Raw genomic sequence first — 16671 nt, 5'->3', positions numbered from 1 at the left:
ATCCGGCATTAATTCTGATGCCCCTATTTTCCCGCCTCCGGATGTGTATCAAACGCCGCCATGACTGTCGCCAGCTCATCCAGGGTAAACCCATGCTTCACGTCATCCACGCCCAGTCCAAACCGTTCCTGCAACAGCGTATACAGGCTGGCGACGTCAGGCAGATTAATCTGCTCTATCGCGTGACCGTCCTGATAATGGGTAAAGTGGAAATTGGTCAACGTCAGCTTGCCGCCGTCAGGTAAATGACGACACATCAGCAGATGGTGGCGGAAATGCGACTGCGGCCAGTGCGCGGACCAGAAGTTACCCATCAGATAATCGCTGTGATGTTGCACCACCAGATCGAATCGGTACATTGACTGCCAGTGATCATGATGGCGGAACTGCAATATCCAGTCTTCCCCCTCCTGAATCAACCGATAGTCGCCGTGCGGCGTTTGCTGTTCAAGATCAGCCTGCAGACGAATGGGAGCCGTCAGCGTTTGTCCGCCGAAGCCAACGTCAGCGATCCACTGTTCACCCTGTAATTCAACCAGTAACAGGCGATGTGTACGCGGCGGCAGACTTGACGGATTAGCCAATACCACGCGTCCCAGTAAACTGCGTACGGTAAAGCCGATTTCGCGTAGCGCCCGTTCAAATACACCATTTTGTTCAAAGCAATAGCCACCGCGGCGGGCAGTGACCAACTTCTCTTCAAGGGACAGATCGTCAAGCTGTATTTCACGCGGCAGCAGCACATCAAGATTTTCAAAGGGTATGGCACCGTTATGCAGTAAGTGTAGCGCTCTCAACGTTTCAATGTCGGCGTTGGGCGCATCTGACCAGCCAATACGGGCAAAATAAGCGTTTAAAAAAGGCGTCATACGGGATTCCTGTTTGTTGAATGTTGTACTTATAACGCATTTTTAATTTTACGCCGTCGCTTTTGTGCGCTGTTCACCCCGGTGAGGCGACAAAATCGCTAATCCCGTTACTATCTATGTTTATTGTGATGTCATTTTTATTCTGCCGAGGAGTCACTATGAGTCATTTTCGTCCGGTTGAATTACAACACGCCAGCCGACTGCTTAATCACGGCCCCACCATTTTGATAACCAGTCGTGACGCGAATACAGAACGGCGTAATGTGATGGCAGCCGCGTGGTCAATGCCCGTGGAATTTGATCCGCCGAGGGTGGCCATTGTTGTCGACAAGACCGCCTGGTCACGCGAACTGATCGAGCGTAGCGGGCAATTTGGTATTGTTATTCCAGGGGTTGCCGCGACCAACTGGACCTATGCCGTGGGGAGTGTTTCCGGTCGAATAGAAGATAAGTTCAACTGCTACGGTATTCCGGTGGTCAACGGCCCGGTATTGGGATTACCGCTAATAGAAGCCAAGTGTCTCGCCTGGATGGAATGCCGCCTGCTTCCTGCCACAGCGGTTCAGGACAAATATGATACCTTGTTTGGCGAAGTGGTTTCTGCCGCTGCCGATGAGCGGGTATTTGTGCAAGGACGCTGGCAGTTTGATGATGGCAAACTCAATACCTTGCACCACCTTGGCGCCGGAACGTTTGTCACCAGCGGGAAACGTATAACAGCGGCTGAATAAATATCCTCCGGCATAGCCGGAGGTTTTTCTGATGTGCCTATAAGGCTCTGATACCAGCAGCGCCCTAACAGGCGCATACGATCTGACATTTGCATCAGACTTCTCTACTTACGGTCCGTAAACGGGGTCAGTTTGGATATCGAAAATTATTGTACGTTAAGGCTATTTTTTATACTCTTTGAATTTATATCCTACAGGGGCGGCAACGAAACGGGAAGGAAATAGCTAAATAGCTACATATGACTGTACTTTACTTTTTTTACATCCTTTCAGGATAAGGGATTCAGTAGCAGGGCGATGCTCTGTTGAACATTAACGATAATTTTTGATTATTCATAATATATATCACTATTATGAATAATAGTGCAGGGAATAAATTACAAAATATATAAAGGAGTAATTATGATACCATCTTCATTAATTAAATTTACACAAAACAATCACCTTGATAATTTAAATCACCAAAAGAGCGATGTAACTCCTTTTTCAGATTGCCCTAGCAATCATCTTATCGATTGTTCTCCAGAACAAGCTGCAAATTTTGTATCTCAGTATGTATCATCTCATATATTATGGAGCTCTGTTATTGAGAAAATGGACGAAAAAATGGCAGTATCACAAGTTATCGATATCGATAATAGCATAAAAAATGCTCGTGGTAATATAACAGGCTATGACAGTGAAGATTTCACGCTTGATAAGCTATACGAAATTACTAATAACTCAGTCCTTTGTAAAGCTGGCAACTGTGGGGAGCTTTGTGCTGTCGGGGCTCGTGCTTTAATGGATTTTGGTTATAAAGGAAAAGTGGAAGTCATTGCAATTATCGGGAATACGACTGGCGGTGCTAAGGCAGATCATGCATTCATGCTCATTCATGGTTCAGATGGAAAGGATTCTTGGGTGGCAGATCCAATGACAGCACTGATGAATCCTGAGCAACGTGGGAATTTCTTAGGCGATAAAGACATAGCTAGCTCAGCAAAACAAATAGAATCTTTTAAGATTATCCATCTCTACCTTGACAAAGGTGGTATTATAACGTGCCCTAAATTAAATATTGTGGTGGAAGAACCCGGTATAAAAATCTTTAGTTGTTACGCGCTTGAAAAAAGTAACGGGGTAATTAATCTGACTCGTGTATACAAAGAAGAATAACTTCAATGTAAATCCGGCGTTCTTCTTGGAATATTAGTCAAAAAGAACGCTGAGGCTATATAGATATTGTTTATATGAATCAACTGTTTTTGTCATTGGATTACTGTAGCTAAGCCGGGTGGAGTAACTGGTCTCTGGTTTTTATAGAGTTGTGCCAGCATTAATACGGGCGCAATAATCGCCCGTTCTCGTTCACATGCTGTAGCCGGGTTTTTTAATCAATGTCTCCATCTGCGGTGCGATTTCCGCATTCCACACGCCCTGCCACGCCTCGGGCTCAATTTCATTCAGCGCCACGCTGACCGAGCTGTCTTTGCTTTGCAAATGACGAATAATGACCTCGGTAATATCCGCCGCCAGCGCGGTTTTTTGTTCGTTGGTAAGGGCGCGAGGAAAGCATTTGATATCGACGTGCGGCATAGCAGATTCCTTATTGTTTTGGGATGCAGGTAACTTATGCGGACTCTCGTTCAACCAGGTGAAATCCGACATCAATAATATCGTCTTCACGTGGAATTTGTTCGATACGATCGGCAAGCAGCGAGGCAGCGCGTTGTCCAATGGCCCGTCGGTCGACGCTGATTGTGGTGATAGCAGGCCGGTTACTGGCGGCAAAATCAAGATCGCCAAAACCGATTACCGCTAGCTCCTGCGGCACGCGTAAACCACGGCTTTCGGCTTCCATAATCGCCCCCTGGGCTAAGGTATCTGAGCTACAGACAATGACATCGAACGCACCTTCAGCCAATAGCTGAGCTAATCCACTGCGCCCCAATGCCAGAGAGGCCGGAAGCGGGACATCTATCTGTGCGTCAGCCGCAATACCATGACGTCTCAGCGCATCGCACAGTCCTTGTTTACGCTGGCCGGCCCGGCGATCGGCTGTCCATAGCAAACCAGGACGGCGATAACCTTTTTTCAGCAAGTAGTCTGCTACCGCCTGACCGACTTTTTCGTGCGAAAACCCGACCAGCATATCAATGGGGGTTGGCGTTAAATCCCAGATCTCCACAACCGGAATGGCCGCATTAAGAATCACCTTTTTCATCCCGGCGGTGTGATGGATACCGGTGAGCACGACGCCATCCGGGCGGCGAGAAAGCAGCGTCGCCACCAGCTCAGCCTCTGTTTGCGGCGTGTAACCTGATACGCAGAGCAAGATGTGGTATCCGCGTTCGGCCAGTTCATCGCTTAATGACTGAATGGTATCGACAAACATATTGTTGTTAATTTGCGGAACAACCACGGCGATAAGCTTGCTGCGACGCGACGCCAGCCCCCCGGCCAGCGCGTTGGGAATGTAGCCGGTGGCGCGTACCGCCTGCATCACTTTTTCCACCGTTTTCGGGCGCACCAACTGCGGAGTATTTAGCGCCCTGCTCACCGTCATGGGTGACAATCCCGCGGTACGGGCCACATCTTCCAGCGTGGGTGCTCGCGGAGGTCTGGCGTTTTTCACTGTCGATGCCCTTGTCAAAAATCACTGATTTATCCTGGCATTATTCATCATGATTTCGGCTATTGCTAGCATGGCTCTGTGATAACACTGGGAAAACAGCAGCTTAGATTGTCATCCCTGAGCAAAATGATAGCGATATCATAAAGATTTGTGCATTTCCCCATAAAGTATTGGAATGTGATGCTGTATACAAGTTATCGCCCTTTTATCTCCGTATTTGTGAGCAATTGTTCAAATCGCAATCAATTCGCTGGTGCAGTGATTGCGCTAACATTAAAAATGATAGCGCAATCATTTATTAATCACCAGGAGAGAATAAGATGTCTTTAAGTGCTAATTCCGATGCCGTAACCTATGCCAAATCGGCCAATGCAAAAACCGCGGCAGAAACCGGCGACCGTATCGAATGGGTTAAGCTATCCCTCGCTTTCCTTCCCCTGGCAACACCGGTAAGCGATGCCAAAGTGCTGACTGGTCGTCAGAAACCACTAACCGAAGTCGCCATAATCATCGCCGAGATCCGCAGTCGCGACGGGTTTGAAGGCGTGGGATTTAGTTACTCCAAGCGTGCTGGCGGTCAGGGGATCTACGCGCATGCCAAAGAAATTGCCGATAACCTGTTAGGTGAAGATCCAAACGATATTGACAAGATCTATACCAAGCTGTTGTGGGCTGGGGCTTCCGTAGGACGCAGCGGCATGGCGGTTCAGGCCATCTCCCCTATCGATATCGCTTTATGGGATATGAAGGCCAAGCGTGCAGGATTGCCGCTGGCAAAACTGCTTGGCGCGCATCGTGACTCCGTACAATGCTACAACACCTCCGGCGGATTCCTGCATACGCCGCTGGATCAGGTGCTTAAAAACGTGGTTATTTCCCGTGAAAACGGTATTGGCGGCATCAAACTCAAGGTCGGTCAACCAAACTGCGCCGAAGATATTCGCCGCTTAACCGCGGTGCGTGAAGCGCTGGGTGATGATTTCCCGCTGATGGTCGATGCCAATCAGCAGTGGGACCGGGAAACCGCCATCCGTATGGGACGTAAAATGGAGCAGTTCAATCTGATCTGGATTGAAGAGCCGCTGGATGCCTACGATGTTGAAGGTCACGCCCAACTGGCTGCCGCGCTGGATACCCCGATTGCTACCGGTGAGATGTTGACCAGCTTCCGCGAACATGAACAGCTGATCCTCGGCAATGCCAGCGATTTTGTCCAACCCGATGCGCCGCGTGTGGGCGGGATTTCACCGTTCCTTAAAATTATGGATCTGGCGGCAAAACACGGACGAAAACTGGCACCCCACTTCGCCATGGAAGTTCACCTGCATTTGTCCGCCGCTTATCCGCTTGAGCCATGGCTGGAACATTTCGAATGGCTGAATCCGCTATTTAATGAACAGCTTGAGCTGCGCGATGGGCGGATGTGGATATCTGACCGTCACGGTCTGGGGTTCAGCATCAGCGAACAAGCGCGCCGCTGGACACAATTAACCTGCGAGTTTGGTAAACGTCCTTAATTTATTTGGCGGGTAAGTAATACCCGCCCTCTTCCCTACAGAAACGCTCTCAACCTTATGAAAGGAGTGGGTGATGAACACAATAATAAAGCGCACAAAAGTGCGTTACGGCATTTTGATATTTCTGTTTCTTGCTACCGTATTTAATTACGCCGATCGCGCGACGTTATCCGTGGTGGCTCCAATAATGAGCAAAGAATTAGGTTTTGATCCTGAAGCAATGGGGCTGGCCTTTTCTGCTTTCGGTATTTCTTATGTCATTATGCAACTGCCCGGCGGCTGGCTACTGGATCGCTATGGTTCTCGTCTGGTATACGGCTGCGCCCTGATTGGCTGGTCGCTGGTGACCATGTTCCAGGGCACCATTTATCTGTACGCCAGCCCGCTTGTCGTATTGATTATCTTACGATTACTGATGGGTGCCATTGAAGCTCCGGCCTTTCCAGCCAACAGCCGATTAAGCGTGCAGTGGTTTCCGAATAACGAACGAGGCTTTGTCACCTCAGTTTATCAGGCCGCGCAATATATCTCGCTAGGGATTATTACGCCGCTCATGACGATTATTTTGCATAATCTGAGCTGGCACTTTGTTTTTTATTATATCGGGGCTATTGGCGTTATTCTTGGCATCTTCTGGCTGGTCAAAGTCAGGGATCCCATGCATCATCCGAAGGTAAACCAACAGGAAATTGACTATATCCGGGAAGGCGGTGGCGAACCGGCGCTGGGCAATAAAAAAGAGCCGCAGAAAATTGCCTTTACGCAAATTAAGAGCGTCTGCGTCAATCGCATGATGATTGGCGTTTATATCGGGCAGTTCTGCGTGACATCCATTACCTGGTTCTTCCTGACCTGGTTCCCTACTTATCTGTATCAGGCGAAAGGCATGTCGATCCTCAAAGTGGGGTTTGTCGCCAGTATCCCTGCCATTGCCGGTTTTATCGGTGGATTGTTAGGCGGCGTGTTCTCCGACTGGCTACTAAAACGCGGTTACAGCCTGACGATTGCCCGTAAGCTGCCGGTTATCTGCGGAATGTTGCTTTCCTGTGTCATCGTTATCGCCAACTACACCTCGTCAGAATTTGTGGTGATCGCCGCGATGAGTCTGGCATTTTTCGCCAAAGGGTTTGGCAATCTGGGATGGTGCGTTCTCAGCGATACCTCGCCAAAAGAAGTGCTCGGCATTGCAGGCGGCGTTTTCAATATGTGCGGCAATATGGCCAGTATCATCACGCCACTGGTGATCGGTGTCATTCTGGCGAATACCCAGTCTTTTGATTACGCCATTCTGTACGTCGGTTCGATGGGGTTGATTGGCCTGATTTCTTATCTGTTTATCGTGGGTCCATTGGATCGTATTACGCTGACCCCTTCTGTCGCGTAATTTAACCTTATGGCGATAGTTCGCCCGCTGTTCCGGGATTTGCACTCCTGCGGAACAGCGTTTTTTTATTCAAATAATCTTATTGTTTTTCAGTACAGTACGCAGCCTCGGATGCTGACAAACTGCATCAGCGATAGCGCTAATATTCGGCGTGTTGTCCTGAAACCAGTCATGCCCTGGTCCCCAGGTGCGCATAACAGCAATATATACGTCCAGTAGTGTTAGCTGATCCCCGAATGCGTACGGCTCGGCGTTTAGCTGATCGTTCAGCCACATATAGAGGGATTTACGGTACTCAATGCAGTTCTTTTTCAACTGCACCGGGGCATCCGGTACCCAGCGTTCTGGATAGTCGGCATAGGTAAACGTGGGATAGACATTTGCCACCAGCCATATCAACAGACGCTGAAACTGCTGGCGTTCGGCGTGTCCAACGGGTGGTGAAAGTTCAGGGCGACGATCGAGGATCATCAGCGCGATCGCCGCCGTTTCCGTCATCACACTGCCATTTTCCAGTACCAGCGTGGGCACCTGGCACAGCGGATTCATTTTTTTAAGTAACTCCCGCTGAGGGCCGTCACTGTCAAAACCGTCGACATTAATAAAATGATAAGGGATCTCCGCCAGTGTGAGCATCACTTCACTGATGGCCGATCCCCAGCCAGGTACCCCATAGACCTTAATCATGCTGCAATCCCCAAAGTTAAAACCCTAAGTGTAGAGCAGCATTCGGCAACCTATGCAGACATGATTATTACTTTCATAATAACAATGGTCGAATACCGGGGGAGAATAAGCAATGCGTTCCAGTATGTTTGAATATATGAACATTTTTGTACAGGTTGTTGAGCAAGGTGGATTTGCCAGAGCAGCAGACGTGTTACACCTGCACCGCCCCGCGGTGACGAAAGCAATTCAGCATCTTGAGGACGATCTGGGGACGAAACTCCTGAACCGAACGACGCGGAAGGTTACCCTGACCGAAGAAGGTGACGCATTTTACCAACGAACCAAAGTACTGCTTGGTGACGTGGATGACATCATGGCCTCTTTCTCACCGACACGGCCTCCACGTGGAAAGCTCAGGATCAATGCTCCACTGTCGTTGGCTCACTCGATTATAGTCCCTGCGCTAAGCAACTTTCAGTCACGCTATCCGGACATTGAGATTGTACTCACCTCCACTGACCGCAAAATTGATCTGCTTGCGGAGGGGATCGACTGCATGATCCGCATTGGCGAGTTGCAGGACTCCTCGCTGATATCCCGACGACTTGGCGAGGTAAAAATGGTGACCTGTGCGTCCGCAGATTATCTGGCTATACGGGGCATCCCACAGACACCGGATGATTTGGCTCAGCATCAGGCACTCAACTTCTTTAGCGAACGTCATCGTGACGCGCTGGAGTGGTCCTTCATCAACGAAGGGAAAACGGTATCTATCATACCAGCAAGCCGAATGAGCGTAGACAACTCCGACATTCTGCTAACAGGTTGTTTATCAGGATTGGGGATCATACACGGGGTTCACGCCGTACTGGCACCCTACCTCGAGTCGGGCCAGCTCGTTGAGGTGCTGGGTGACTATGCGGGGGAAGCTAAACCCGTTTCCGTGCTCTACCCGGACAGACGTCATCTTGCCCCGCGCGTGCGGGTGTTTATTGACTGGCTGTGTGCGCTTTTTAACGAGCAAAAACCGCGCCTGCAGGGATTATTACAATCTGAGTAATAGTGAAGTTCCATAACGGCGGTTTTTCGCCCCCACCGGAACCGATACATTGTGCGGACTCAAGTCAGAACAATTTACCGAGGTCCGCTATGTCTAAAGTCGTGGTTTTCAATCAAACAGGTGGCGCTGATGTGCTGAATATTCAGGATATTCAGACCCCGGCTCCGCTTGCAAACGATGTTCAGATCCGCGTTCGCGCAATAGGTATTAACCGGGCGGAAATTATGTACCGTACCGGACAATATATTTACCAACCCAATTTTCCTGCTCGCCTGGGCTATGAAGCCTCCGGCATTGTTGAAGCCGTCGGTGACAATGTGCACGAGTTCGCACCAGGCGATAGCGTGAGCGTCATTCCGGCATTCAGCTTTCATGAGTACGGTATGTATGGCGAAATCGTCAATGCGCCTGTTCATGCGGTCGTCAAACATCCTGAAAACCTGAGCTTTGCCGAGGCCGCCGCCAGTTGGATGATGTATGTGACGGCTTTTGGCGCGCTGGTCGAATATGCCAATATCGGGCCTGGCGATAACGTGCTGATCAATGCTGCGTCCAGCAGTGTCGGGCTGGCAGCGATACAGATAGCCAATATGCTCGGGGCAAAACCGATTGCGATGACGCGCACCAGTGAGAAGCGCGCCCAGCTTCTACAACTTGGCGCGGCAGAGGTTATCGCCAGTCAGGAGCAGGATCTGGTCGTGGAAATTAATCGTATAACCGATGGCAAAGGTACCCGCGTGGTCTTCGACCCGGTCGGCGGCCCCGGTGTGGCGAAAATAGCCCAGATAATGCCCGCCGGAGGGTTATTTTTCCAGTACGGTTCGCTGGACGGTCGCGATCTGTCGATCCCGGTGATTGAGATCCTTGGCCGTCATCTGACCTTCCGCGGCTATGAGCTTTTCGAAATCACCACTGATGCTGAAAAACTGGCACGAGCTAAACGTTTCATCTTTGAAGGATTGCAATCGGGACAACTCAAGCCACTGATTGATAAAACCTTTGCGTTTGATGACATCGCTAAGGCCCACCAGTATATGGAGGCCAACGGTCAGGTAGGCAAAATCGTCGTTACCCTGTAATCGCTGTGCGGCACAGCCTTGTGCCGCAACATTTTTTCCGCGTATTTACAGAACTTTCGACAAAAACTGCTGCGTGCGCGTGTGGCGCGGATAATTTAGCACCTGTTCGCTGCTACCCTGCTCGACGATTTTGCCGTCAACCATAAATACCACCTGATCGGCCACCTCCCGGGCAAAACCGATTTCATGCGTCACCACCACCAACGTGGTTCCCGACTGTGCCAGTGACTTAATCACATCCAGCACTTCGCCCACCAGTTCAGGATCGAGTGCGGACGTCGGCTCATCAAACAGCATCACGCGCGGATTTAACGCCAGCGCGCGGGCAATGGCGATTCGCTGCTGCTGTCCGCCGGACAAGTGACGCGACCAGGCATCGGCTTTATTTCGCAGCCCAACCGCATCAAGCAGAGTTAATGCCCGTTCGGTAGCGGCTTTACGCGATGCCAGCCCGTGGGCTATTGGCGCTTCAATCAGGTTCTCCAGCACCGTTAAATGCGGGAACAGGTTAAAGTTCTGAAATACGTAGCCCACATTAATGCGCTGGCGCAGGATTTCTGCCTCTTTTAGTTCATACAACCGGTCTCCCTGAAGGCGATAGCCAATATAATCACCGTCAATCTGAATAAACCCCTCATCGACACGCTCCAGATGATTAATCGCCCGCAATAGCGTTGATTTACCTGAACCGGAAGGCCCGAGAATGACCGTGACCGTACCGGGTGGGATCTCCAGCGATACGTTATCCAGCGCCTTATGGCGACCAAAATATTTGCTGACGCCGGTAATGGAAATATGACCTTCAGGCGAGTGGGACATGGATAGCCTCCTGCTGTGGAACCTGGCGACGACGTTTAGCCGAGCGACTCACCCTGGCGGTGTTAATAGCGGATCGTCTTTCACTGCGTGCCAGCGCGCGTTCAACCAGATGCTGAATTAATGACAAAACGCTGGTGATCACCAGATACCACACGGCTCCAACCATCAGCAGCGGAATCACTTCCTGGGTGCGGTTGTAGATCATCTGGATGGTGTAGAACAGTTCCGGCATCGCCAGCACATAAACCATCGCCGTACCTTTCGCCAGGCTGATAATTTCATTGAACCCGGCGGGCAAAATGGTGCGTAACGCCTGTGGCAGGATTATGCGCAGCGTGCGGCGCCAGGCAGGTAATCCCAGCGCGGCTGCGGCTTCGTACTGACCATGATCAACCCCAAGAAACCCGCCGCGAATAATTTCTGCGGTATAAGCACTTTGCACCAGCGTCAGGCCAACAACTGCAGTGGAAAACTGTCCAAGGACATTAATAGTCTCAAAGCTGCCCCACTGGATAGCAGTGAAGGGTATGCCGATCGCCAGCGTGTCGTACAAATAGGAGAAGTTGTACAAAATGATCAACACCACAATCAACGGGAGTGAACGAAACAACCAGATGTATCCCCACGCCAGGCTGTTTAGCAGCCAGGATGATGAGAGTCTGGCCAGCGCCAGCAACCCACCAAATACCACGCTCAGTAATGTCCCAATGAGCGTCAACAACAGCGTTTGCCCAAGTCCAGACAAGATAACCGGGTCGAAGAACCAGCGGGCAAACACACCCCATTCCCAGCGCGGATTAAACGCGACAGACTGAATAATCGCCGCCAGCACAAACAGGGCAATAATCGCCCCTACGGTGCGCATCGGATAACGTGCCGGGACGACTTTGATGGTTGCAGTCGTTTTCATCTTCTCTCCTCAGGCAATTTTGGCCTGACCTGCGATAGTCAACAGTTTGGTGAAGCGCAGCCTCCCATCAAAGGGCGGCTGGCTGTACTCTTCTGGGTTACGTGTGGTATCGAACTGTGGATCGTATCCCTGACTCAAATAAAGTCGGACGGCCTCTGGCTGGCGAAAGCCCGTGGTCAGATAGATACGGCTATAGCCCGCCAGTAATGCCCGGCGCTCCAGTTCCTGCACCACGTACGCTGCCAGCCCCTGCTTACGCAGGTTGCTTTTAGTCCAGATACGCTTAATTTCAGCGGTGTCTTTGTCATAGGGTTTATAAGCCCCGGTGGCGATAATTTCGCCGTTGCGCTCCAGCACCACAAAGATCCCCTGTGGAGCCAGATACCATTCGGTTAGCTCCACTTCAGCATCACGAGAAAAATAATCACCATAGCGGGCGGCGTACTCACCAAACAGTCCGCTGAGGATCGGCTGTAGCTCAATGGCTTCGGGCGAGACAACGCGGAATTGATCGCTCACATTGACCTCCTTAGTCGCCTAAACCGGCCGGGTTAACTTCAGATTGTGGGATACGTTCTACCCCTTCCCCCCAGCGGTTCAGCACCTTGTCATAGTCGCCATTGCCGATCACACCGTTGAGAGCTGTTTGCACCGGCAGCACCAGACCGCTATCTTTTTTCAGCGTGACGGCAATATGTGCGGCTTTTGGCCAACCGCCATCAACGCTGCCCACCAGTTGCGTTTTGCCGTTGAGGGCAGCTTTCCAGGCCCCAATGACATTCGGACCAAAGTAAGCATCTGCACGACCTGACTGTAGAGCTAACGTCTGAGCAGCATCATCTTTGGTATACACCGGCGTAAACGGTTTTAATCCTTTCTTCAGATTCTCTTCGTTCCACGCCAACAGAATGGCTTCCTGGTTCGTCCCTGAGCCGACGATGATACGCAGACCGGCAATATCTTCCGCCTGCTCTATTTTCTTCAGCTTGCTGCCGGTTTTGACGTAAAAGCCAAGGGAATCTTTCCGATACGTCGCAAAATCGAATTTTTCTTTGCGTGCTTTGGTGACGGTAATATTGCTGATCGCGGCATCATATTTGCCGGAAGCTACGCCCAGCGGCCAGTCTTCCCATGACGTGGGTACGACATTCAGCTCCAGCCCCAGGCTATCGGCAACCAGGCGAGCGATATCTGCCTCACTGCCGATGAGCGTTTTATTATCATCGGCAAATACAGTCAGCGGCGGCTGGCTCAGTCCGGCGATAGCGACCGTGAATTTACCCGGTACAGCCAGATGCAGGTTGGCGGGTAACTGCGCGATCGCCTGTGGATTTTTGACCGTGTTAATCGGTGTTTTATTAGCTTCCAGACTTACGCCGGTACCGTTGATGGTGACGTCATTTGCCCAGACTGTCGCGCTGAAAGCCAGTGACAGCGCAAGAAGTAGTGATTTTTTCTGCATAGCGTTTTCTCTTATTGTGTGAATTGATTTGCAGGTGTTGCCAGCCCCAGACTTGCGCGCAGCGTCGTGCCGGGGTAGTCGTGGCGAAATAAACCGCGCGCCTGAAGCACGGGAATAACCTGTTCGACAAACCGTGGGAAGGTATCTGGCGTTCCCCCCTGAATGATGAAACCGTCTGCGGCTTTCTCCTCGAACCACTGCTGCAGACCATCAGCAACCTGTGCCGGCGTTCCGCTAAAACGTGGACGTGGACTGGCAGCTTCCAGCGCCACCTGACGCAGGGTTAATCCCCGTTCCCGCGCATTGCGCTTGATCTCGTCAGTGGTACTGCGAAAACTGTTTTCCCCGAGGGGGCCAAGATCCGGGAACGGTGCGTCCAGCGGGTACTGGCTAAAATCGTGATGTTCAAAATAGCGTCCCAGGTAATTCAGCGCGTCGGTAATCGACACCAGTGCAGCGGTCGCCTGGTACTGTTGCTCTACGTCAGCGTCACCGTCGCCAACAATAATGCTGACGCCCTGGAAAATATGCAGCTCATCGACATGACGTCCGACAGCTTCAAGCCGACTTTTGACATCCTGATAAAATGCTTTGGCTTCAGACAGCGATTCCTGATGGGTGAAAATAGCGTCCGCATGCTGCGCCGCTAATTTTTTCCCATCGTGTGATGCGCCTGCCTGAAAAATAATCGGACGGCCTTGCGGCGTACGCCCAATATTTAATGGCCCGGCGACCTGGAAATAATCTCCATGATGGTTTAGCGTGTGCAGTTTATGAGGATTAAAAAATTCCCCGCTTGTTTTATCACGGGTAAAAGCATCGTCTTCCCAGGAATCCCACAGTCCTTTCACTACCTGTAAATATTCATCGGCAATACGATAACGCTGGGCATGCTCGGGATGCTGAGCGCGAGAATAGTTTTTAGCCGAACCTTCCAGCGGGGATGTCACCACATTCCATCCGGCCCTGCCCTGGCTAAGATGGTCCAGACTGGCAAACTGTCGCGCAGTAGTAAACGGCTCGCTATAAGAGGTTGAAACCGTGCCCACCAGACCAAGATGACGGGTAACGCTTGCCAGCGCAGATAATACCGTCAGCGGCTCAAAGCGATTTAAGAAATGTGGAATAGATTTTTCATTAATATACAGACCGTCAGCGACAAAAATAAAATCAAGTTTCCCTTTCTCCGCAATAAGCGCCGTCTCTTTGACAAAATCAAAATTAATACTGGCATCAGCACGTGCTGCCGGATGACGCCATGCGGACATATTTCCCGATGCGCCATGCAGAATAGTTCCGAGCCGTAGTTGCCGATTTTCAGCCATAGTAACCCCTACCCAACAGGTAAATTAAAGGTGTGCGAATGCCGTTTTTGCTAAATGTGCAAAGTAGTGTGCGGCAGGTTCAATTAACCGTTCATCCGGATTAAATCCCGGATGATGTAATCCGTATTCACTGGCACTACCGATGCTAACAAACGCACCAGGTGTATTTTGCAAATAAACGGCAAAATCCTCCCCGCCCATATGCAGGTCGGCATGATGCGTTGTGTAACCGGATTGTCTGGCTACTTTGGTCGCAATATCGGCCCAGTGCGCGTCATTGACCAGGGCCGTGGGCCCCGCGTGCCAGATAACATCGATCTGTGCGCCAAAGGCGTGGGCAAACCCAGCGACAATATCACTGACCCGCGATTTAACCTGTTGTTGCACCTCTGCGCGATGTGTCCGAAGCGTCCCTTCCAGCTCAACGGATTCCGGTAGTACGTTCCATGTATTTCCCCCCTGAATTCGGGTGACGCTAAGCACCACCGAATCCAGCGTATTGACCTCACGGCTGGCGACACTTTGTAATACCGTCACCAGTTGACTGGCGAGGAGGATGGCATCTTTTCCCTCGTGTGGGCGTGCCGCATGCGCACCTTTTCCGGTAATACGCAGCACAAAGCGATCGACATTGGCATAGAACGCACCGCCGCGTGTGGCAAATTCGCCCACCGGCAAACCGGGCTCATTGTGCATACCGAAAATAGCCGCTACGTTTTGCAGCGCTCCGGCGCGGATCAGCGTTTTTGCGCCGCCGAAACTCTCTTCAGCTGGTTGAAACAAAATACGTACTCGCCCCGGTAAGGTTGTTTCCTGTTGTTTAAGCAGCAGTGCTGCACCAAGCATGACGCTGGTATGGACGTCATGCCCGCAGGCATGCATCACCCCCGGCGTGACAGAGCGAAACGGAACGTCGGCGCTTTCTTCTATCGGTAGCGCATCGATATCCGCCCGCAGAGCGATGACATCTTCTCCCTGACCGATTTCGGCAACCACTCCAGTTTTCAAATTGAATGGCAATAAAGTGACATCTGCAGCATGCAACCAGTCACGAATACGCGCGGTTGTCGCCACTTCCTGGAGGGACAGCTCCGGGTGCTGATGTAGCTCGCGACGCCAGTCGATAAGCTGTGAGGCTAATGACATCAGACAACCTCCATCGTGCTATGGGCTTGCGCCAGCAGGCGTAACGATGTCAGGCGCGCCTGACCTTCGGCCACCGGCGTATCGATAATGAATTCATCAATACCGTATTGCACCTGCAATGAGCGCAGTGTTGCCACCACCTCCTGGGCACTCCCGTGCAGTAACGCCTGCTCACGCCGGGCGATTGTTCGAGGTGCGCTGCCCGCCTGCGCGGCGAAAGCCAGCGCCTGCTCTTCGCTGGCGACGGTGACACGTTGCCCATCCTCCAACTCGACGCCCCAGATTTGTACATCTTCCGCCAGCTGCGCAGCCATATCACTGCTGTCAGCCACAATAACCTGTACGGCGACAATCGTTGGACGTGAACTGTTGGCCTGCCAGAAGCTCAGCACCTCATGCAGTAACGCTTTATCGCCGTTCAGGTGCGCCGCGAAAATAAAGTTCCAGTCAGACTCTGCCGCCAGGCGTGCACTTTCTACGCTCGCGCCCAGCACAAATCTTTGCGGCGGCGCAGGCGGGAGCGGTGTCGGGAATACTGTCTGCCCGCTTTCTGTCCCGGTCAGCGCCAGCCAGGCGTTCAGTTGAGCAAGCTGGTCGGCAAAACTGCCTTTTTCTTCCTGATGAAGACCCAACTGCAGTGCCTGCGTTGACAGCGGTAAGCCGCCTGGCGCTTTTCCAATCCCAAGATCGACACGTCCCGGCGCCAGTGAGGCCAGAAGATTAAAGTTTTCCGCAACTTTGTAGGGGCTATAGTGTTGCAGCATGACGCCACCGGAACCCACGCGAATGCGCTGGGTTTGTCCCAGTATCCAGGCGATCACCAGCTCCGGTGATGGGCTGGCAAGCTGCGGCGTATTATGATGTTCAGCTATCCAAAAACGGTGATATCCCCACTCTTCTGCGCGTTGTGCCAGGCGCAGCGTACGGGTCAGTGCGGTTGCGGCAGTTTCACCTTCTCCGATGGGGCTTTTATCCAGAATACTCAGGCGGTATGACATGTTGCAGGCCTATATTTGTTAACATGTCAGTATTATTAAATTATAAAATAACCACATAGAAACATTTAATTCACATTTGCTCAGC

At 51.4% G+C, this 16671-nt stretch carries 15 protein-coding genes and 1 pseudogene; 6 read left to right on the top strand and 10 right to left on the bottom strand.

The window, feature by feature from the left end; genetic code table 11:
* Window positions 1–23 precede the first annotated feature (23 nt).
* Window positions 24–869: an N-hydroxyarylamine O-acetyltransferase gene (gene nhoA, locus G8S19_RS11020; RefSeq protein WP_101742178.1), complete on the bottom strand. Its 846-nt coding sequence runs from the start codon at window positions 867–869 to the stop codon at window positions 24–26.
* Between the two features lie 158 nt (window positions 870–1027).
* Between nhoA and G8S19_RS11015 the strand changes: the two genes are divergently transcribed.
* Window positions 1028–1600: a flavin reductase family protein gene (locus G8S19_RS11015; protein WP_101742177.1), complete on the top strand. Its 573-nt coding sequence runs from the start codon at window positions 1028–1030 to the stop codon at window positions 1598–1600.
* Between the two features lie 402 nt (window positions 1601–2002).
* Window positions 2003–2758 (top strand): hypothetical protein, encoded by a 756-nt coding sequence (locus tag G8S19_RS11010; protein ID WP_124021203.1) that lies wholly within the window; start codon window positions 2003–2005, stop codon window positions 2756–2758.
* A gap of 192 nt (window positions 2759–2950) precedes the next feature.
* On the opposite strand, the gene pptA is transcribed toward G8S19_RS11010, so the two are convergent.
* Together pptA and G8S19_RS11000 are read right to left on the bottom strand one after the other, a co-directional pair.
* Window positions 2951–3178: a tautomerase PptA gene (gene pptA / locus G8S19_RS11005; protein WP_253686574.1), complete on the bottom strand. Its 228-nt coding sequence runs from the start codon at window positions 3176–3178 to the stop codon at window positions 2951–2953.
* A gap of 34 nt (window positions 3179–3212) precedes the next feature.
* On the bottom strand, window positions 3213–4217 hold the full coding sequence (locus tag G8S19_RS11000) for a LacI family DNA-binding transcriptional regulator (RefSeq protein WP_199954055.1): 1005 nt from the start codon (window positions 4215–4217) through the stop codon (window positions 3213–3215).
* Window positions 4218–4537: 320 nt separating this feature from the next.
* Here G8S19_RS11000 and G8S19_RS10995 point away from each other — a divergent pair, with 320 nt between their 5' ends.
* Both G8S19_RS10995 and G8S19_RS10990 read left to right on the top strand, forming a co-directional pair.
* Window positions 4538–5734, top strand: coding sequence for an L-talarate/galactarate dehydratase (locus tag G8S19_RS10995; RefSeq protein ID WP_048211630.1), 1197 nt, complete (start codon window positions 4538–4540; stop codon window positions 5732–5734).
* 73 nt (window positions 5735–5807) lie between these two features.
* The gene (locus G8S19_RS10990; RefSeq protein WP_253686572.1) at window positions 5808–7118 is read left to right on the top strand and encodes an MFS transporter; all 1311 of its coding nucleotides are present in this window, start codon (window positions 5808–5810) and stop codon (window positions 7116–7118) included.
* A 69-nt stretch (window positions 7119–7187) separates the two neighbouring features.
* On the opposite strand, the gene G8S19_RS10985 is transcribed toward G8S19_RS10990, so the two are convergent.
* Window positions 7188–7805 carry a glutathione S-transferase family protein gene (locus G8S19_RS10985; protein ID WP_253686570.1) on the bottom strand — a complete coding sequence of 206 codons (618 nt, stop codon included), beginning with the start codon at window positions 7803–7805 and terminating at the stop codon, window positions 7188–7190.
* Window positions 7806–7917: 112 nt separating this feature from the next.
* Between G8S19_RS10985 and G8S19_RS10980 the strand changes: the two genes are divergently transcribed.
* Together G8S19_RS10980 and G8S19_RS10975 are read left to right on the top strand one after the other, a co-directional pair.
* On the top strand, window positions 7918–8847 hold the full coding sequence (locus G8S19_RS10980) for a LysR family transcriptional regulator (protein ID WP_253686568.1): 930 nt from the start codon (window positions 7918–7920) through the stop codon (window positions 8845–8847).
* A gap of 89 nt (window positions 8848–8936) precedes the next feature.
* On the top strand, window positions 8937–9926 hold the full coding sequence (locus G8S19_RS10975; RefSeq protein ID WP_253686566.1) for a zinc-dependent alcohol dehydrogenase family protein: 990 nt from the start codon (window positions 8937–8939) through the stop codon (window positions 9924–9926).
* A 45-nt stretch (window positions 9927–9971) separates the two neighbouring features.
* On the opposite strand, the gene G8S19_RS10970 is transcribed toward G8S19_RS10975, so the two are convergent.
* The 6 genes and pseudogenes from G8S19_RS10970 to G8S19_RS10945 all read right to left on the bottom strand — a co-directional run bounded on the left by G8S19_RS10970 (window position 9972) and on the right by G8S19_RS10945 (window position 16586).
* Complete coding sequence (locus G8S19_RS10970) at window positions 9972–10745, bottom strand: amino acid ABC transporter ATP-binding protein (RefSeq protein WP_061067924.1); 774 nt, start codon at window positions 10743–10745, stop codon at window positions 9972–9974.
* The gene (locus tag G8S19_RS10965; RefSeq protein ID WP_048211624.1) at window positions 10729–11655 is read right to left on the bottom strand and encodes an amino acid ABC transporter permease; all 927 of its coding nucleotides are present in this window, start codon (window positions 11653–11655) and stop codon (window positions 10729–10731) included. Before G8S19_RS10965 ends, G8S19_RS10970 begins: the two co-directional genes overlap by 17 nt.
* Window positions 11656–11664: 9 nt before the next feature.
* On the bottom strand, window positions 11665–12174 hold the full coding sequence (locus G8S19_RS10960; RefSeq protein WP_048211623.1) for a GNAT family N-acetyltransferase: 510 nt from the start codon (window positions 12172–12174) through the stop codon (window positions 11665–11667).
* Window positions 12175–12184: 10 nt separating this feature from the next.
* Window positions 12185–14442 (bottom strand): annotated as a pseudogene (locus tag G8S19_RS10955) (NtaA/DmoA family FMN-dependent monooxygenase).
* 24 nt (window positions 14443–14466) lie between these two features.
* On the bottom strand, window positions 14467–15588 hold the full coding sequence (locus G8S19_RS10950; RefSeq protein ID WP_199963420.1) for an amidohydrolase: 1122 nt from the start codon (window positions 15586–15588) through the stop codon (window positions 14467–14469).
* The gene (locus G8S19_RS10945; protein WP_061067930.1) at window positions 15588–16586 is read right to left on the bottom strand and encodes an MsnO8 family LLM class oxidoreductase; all 999 of its coding nucleotides are present in this window, start codon (window positions 16584–16586) and stop codon (window positions 15588–15590) included. The genes G8S19_RS10950 and G8S19_RS10945 overlap by 1 nt, the downstream gene beginning before the upstream one ends.
* Between the last annotated feature and the right edge of the window lie 85 nt (window positions 16587–16671).

Source organism: Citrobacter sp. SX206, from assembly GCF_024181025.1.
GTDB lineage: Bacteria > Pseudomonadota > Gammaproteobacteria > Enterobacterales > Enterobacteriaceae > Citrobacter > Citrobacter youngae.
The sequence above is the reverse complement of the archived record's forward strand: the minus strand, read 5'-3'. Positions and strand labels throughout refer to the sequence as shown.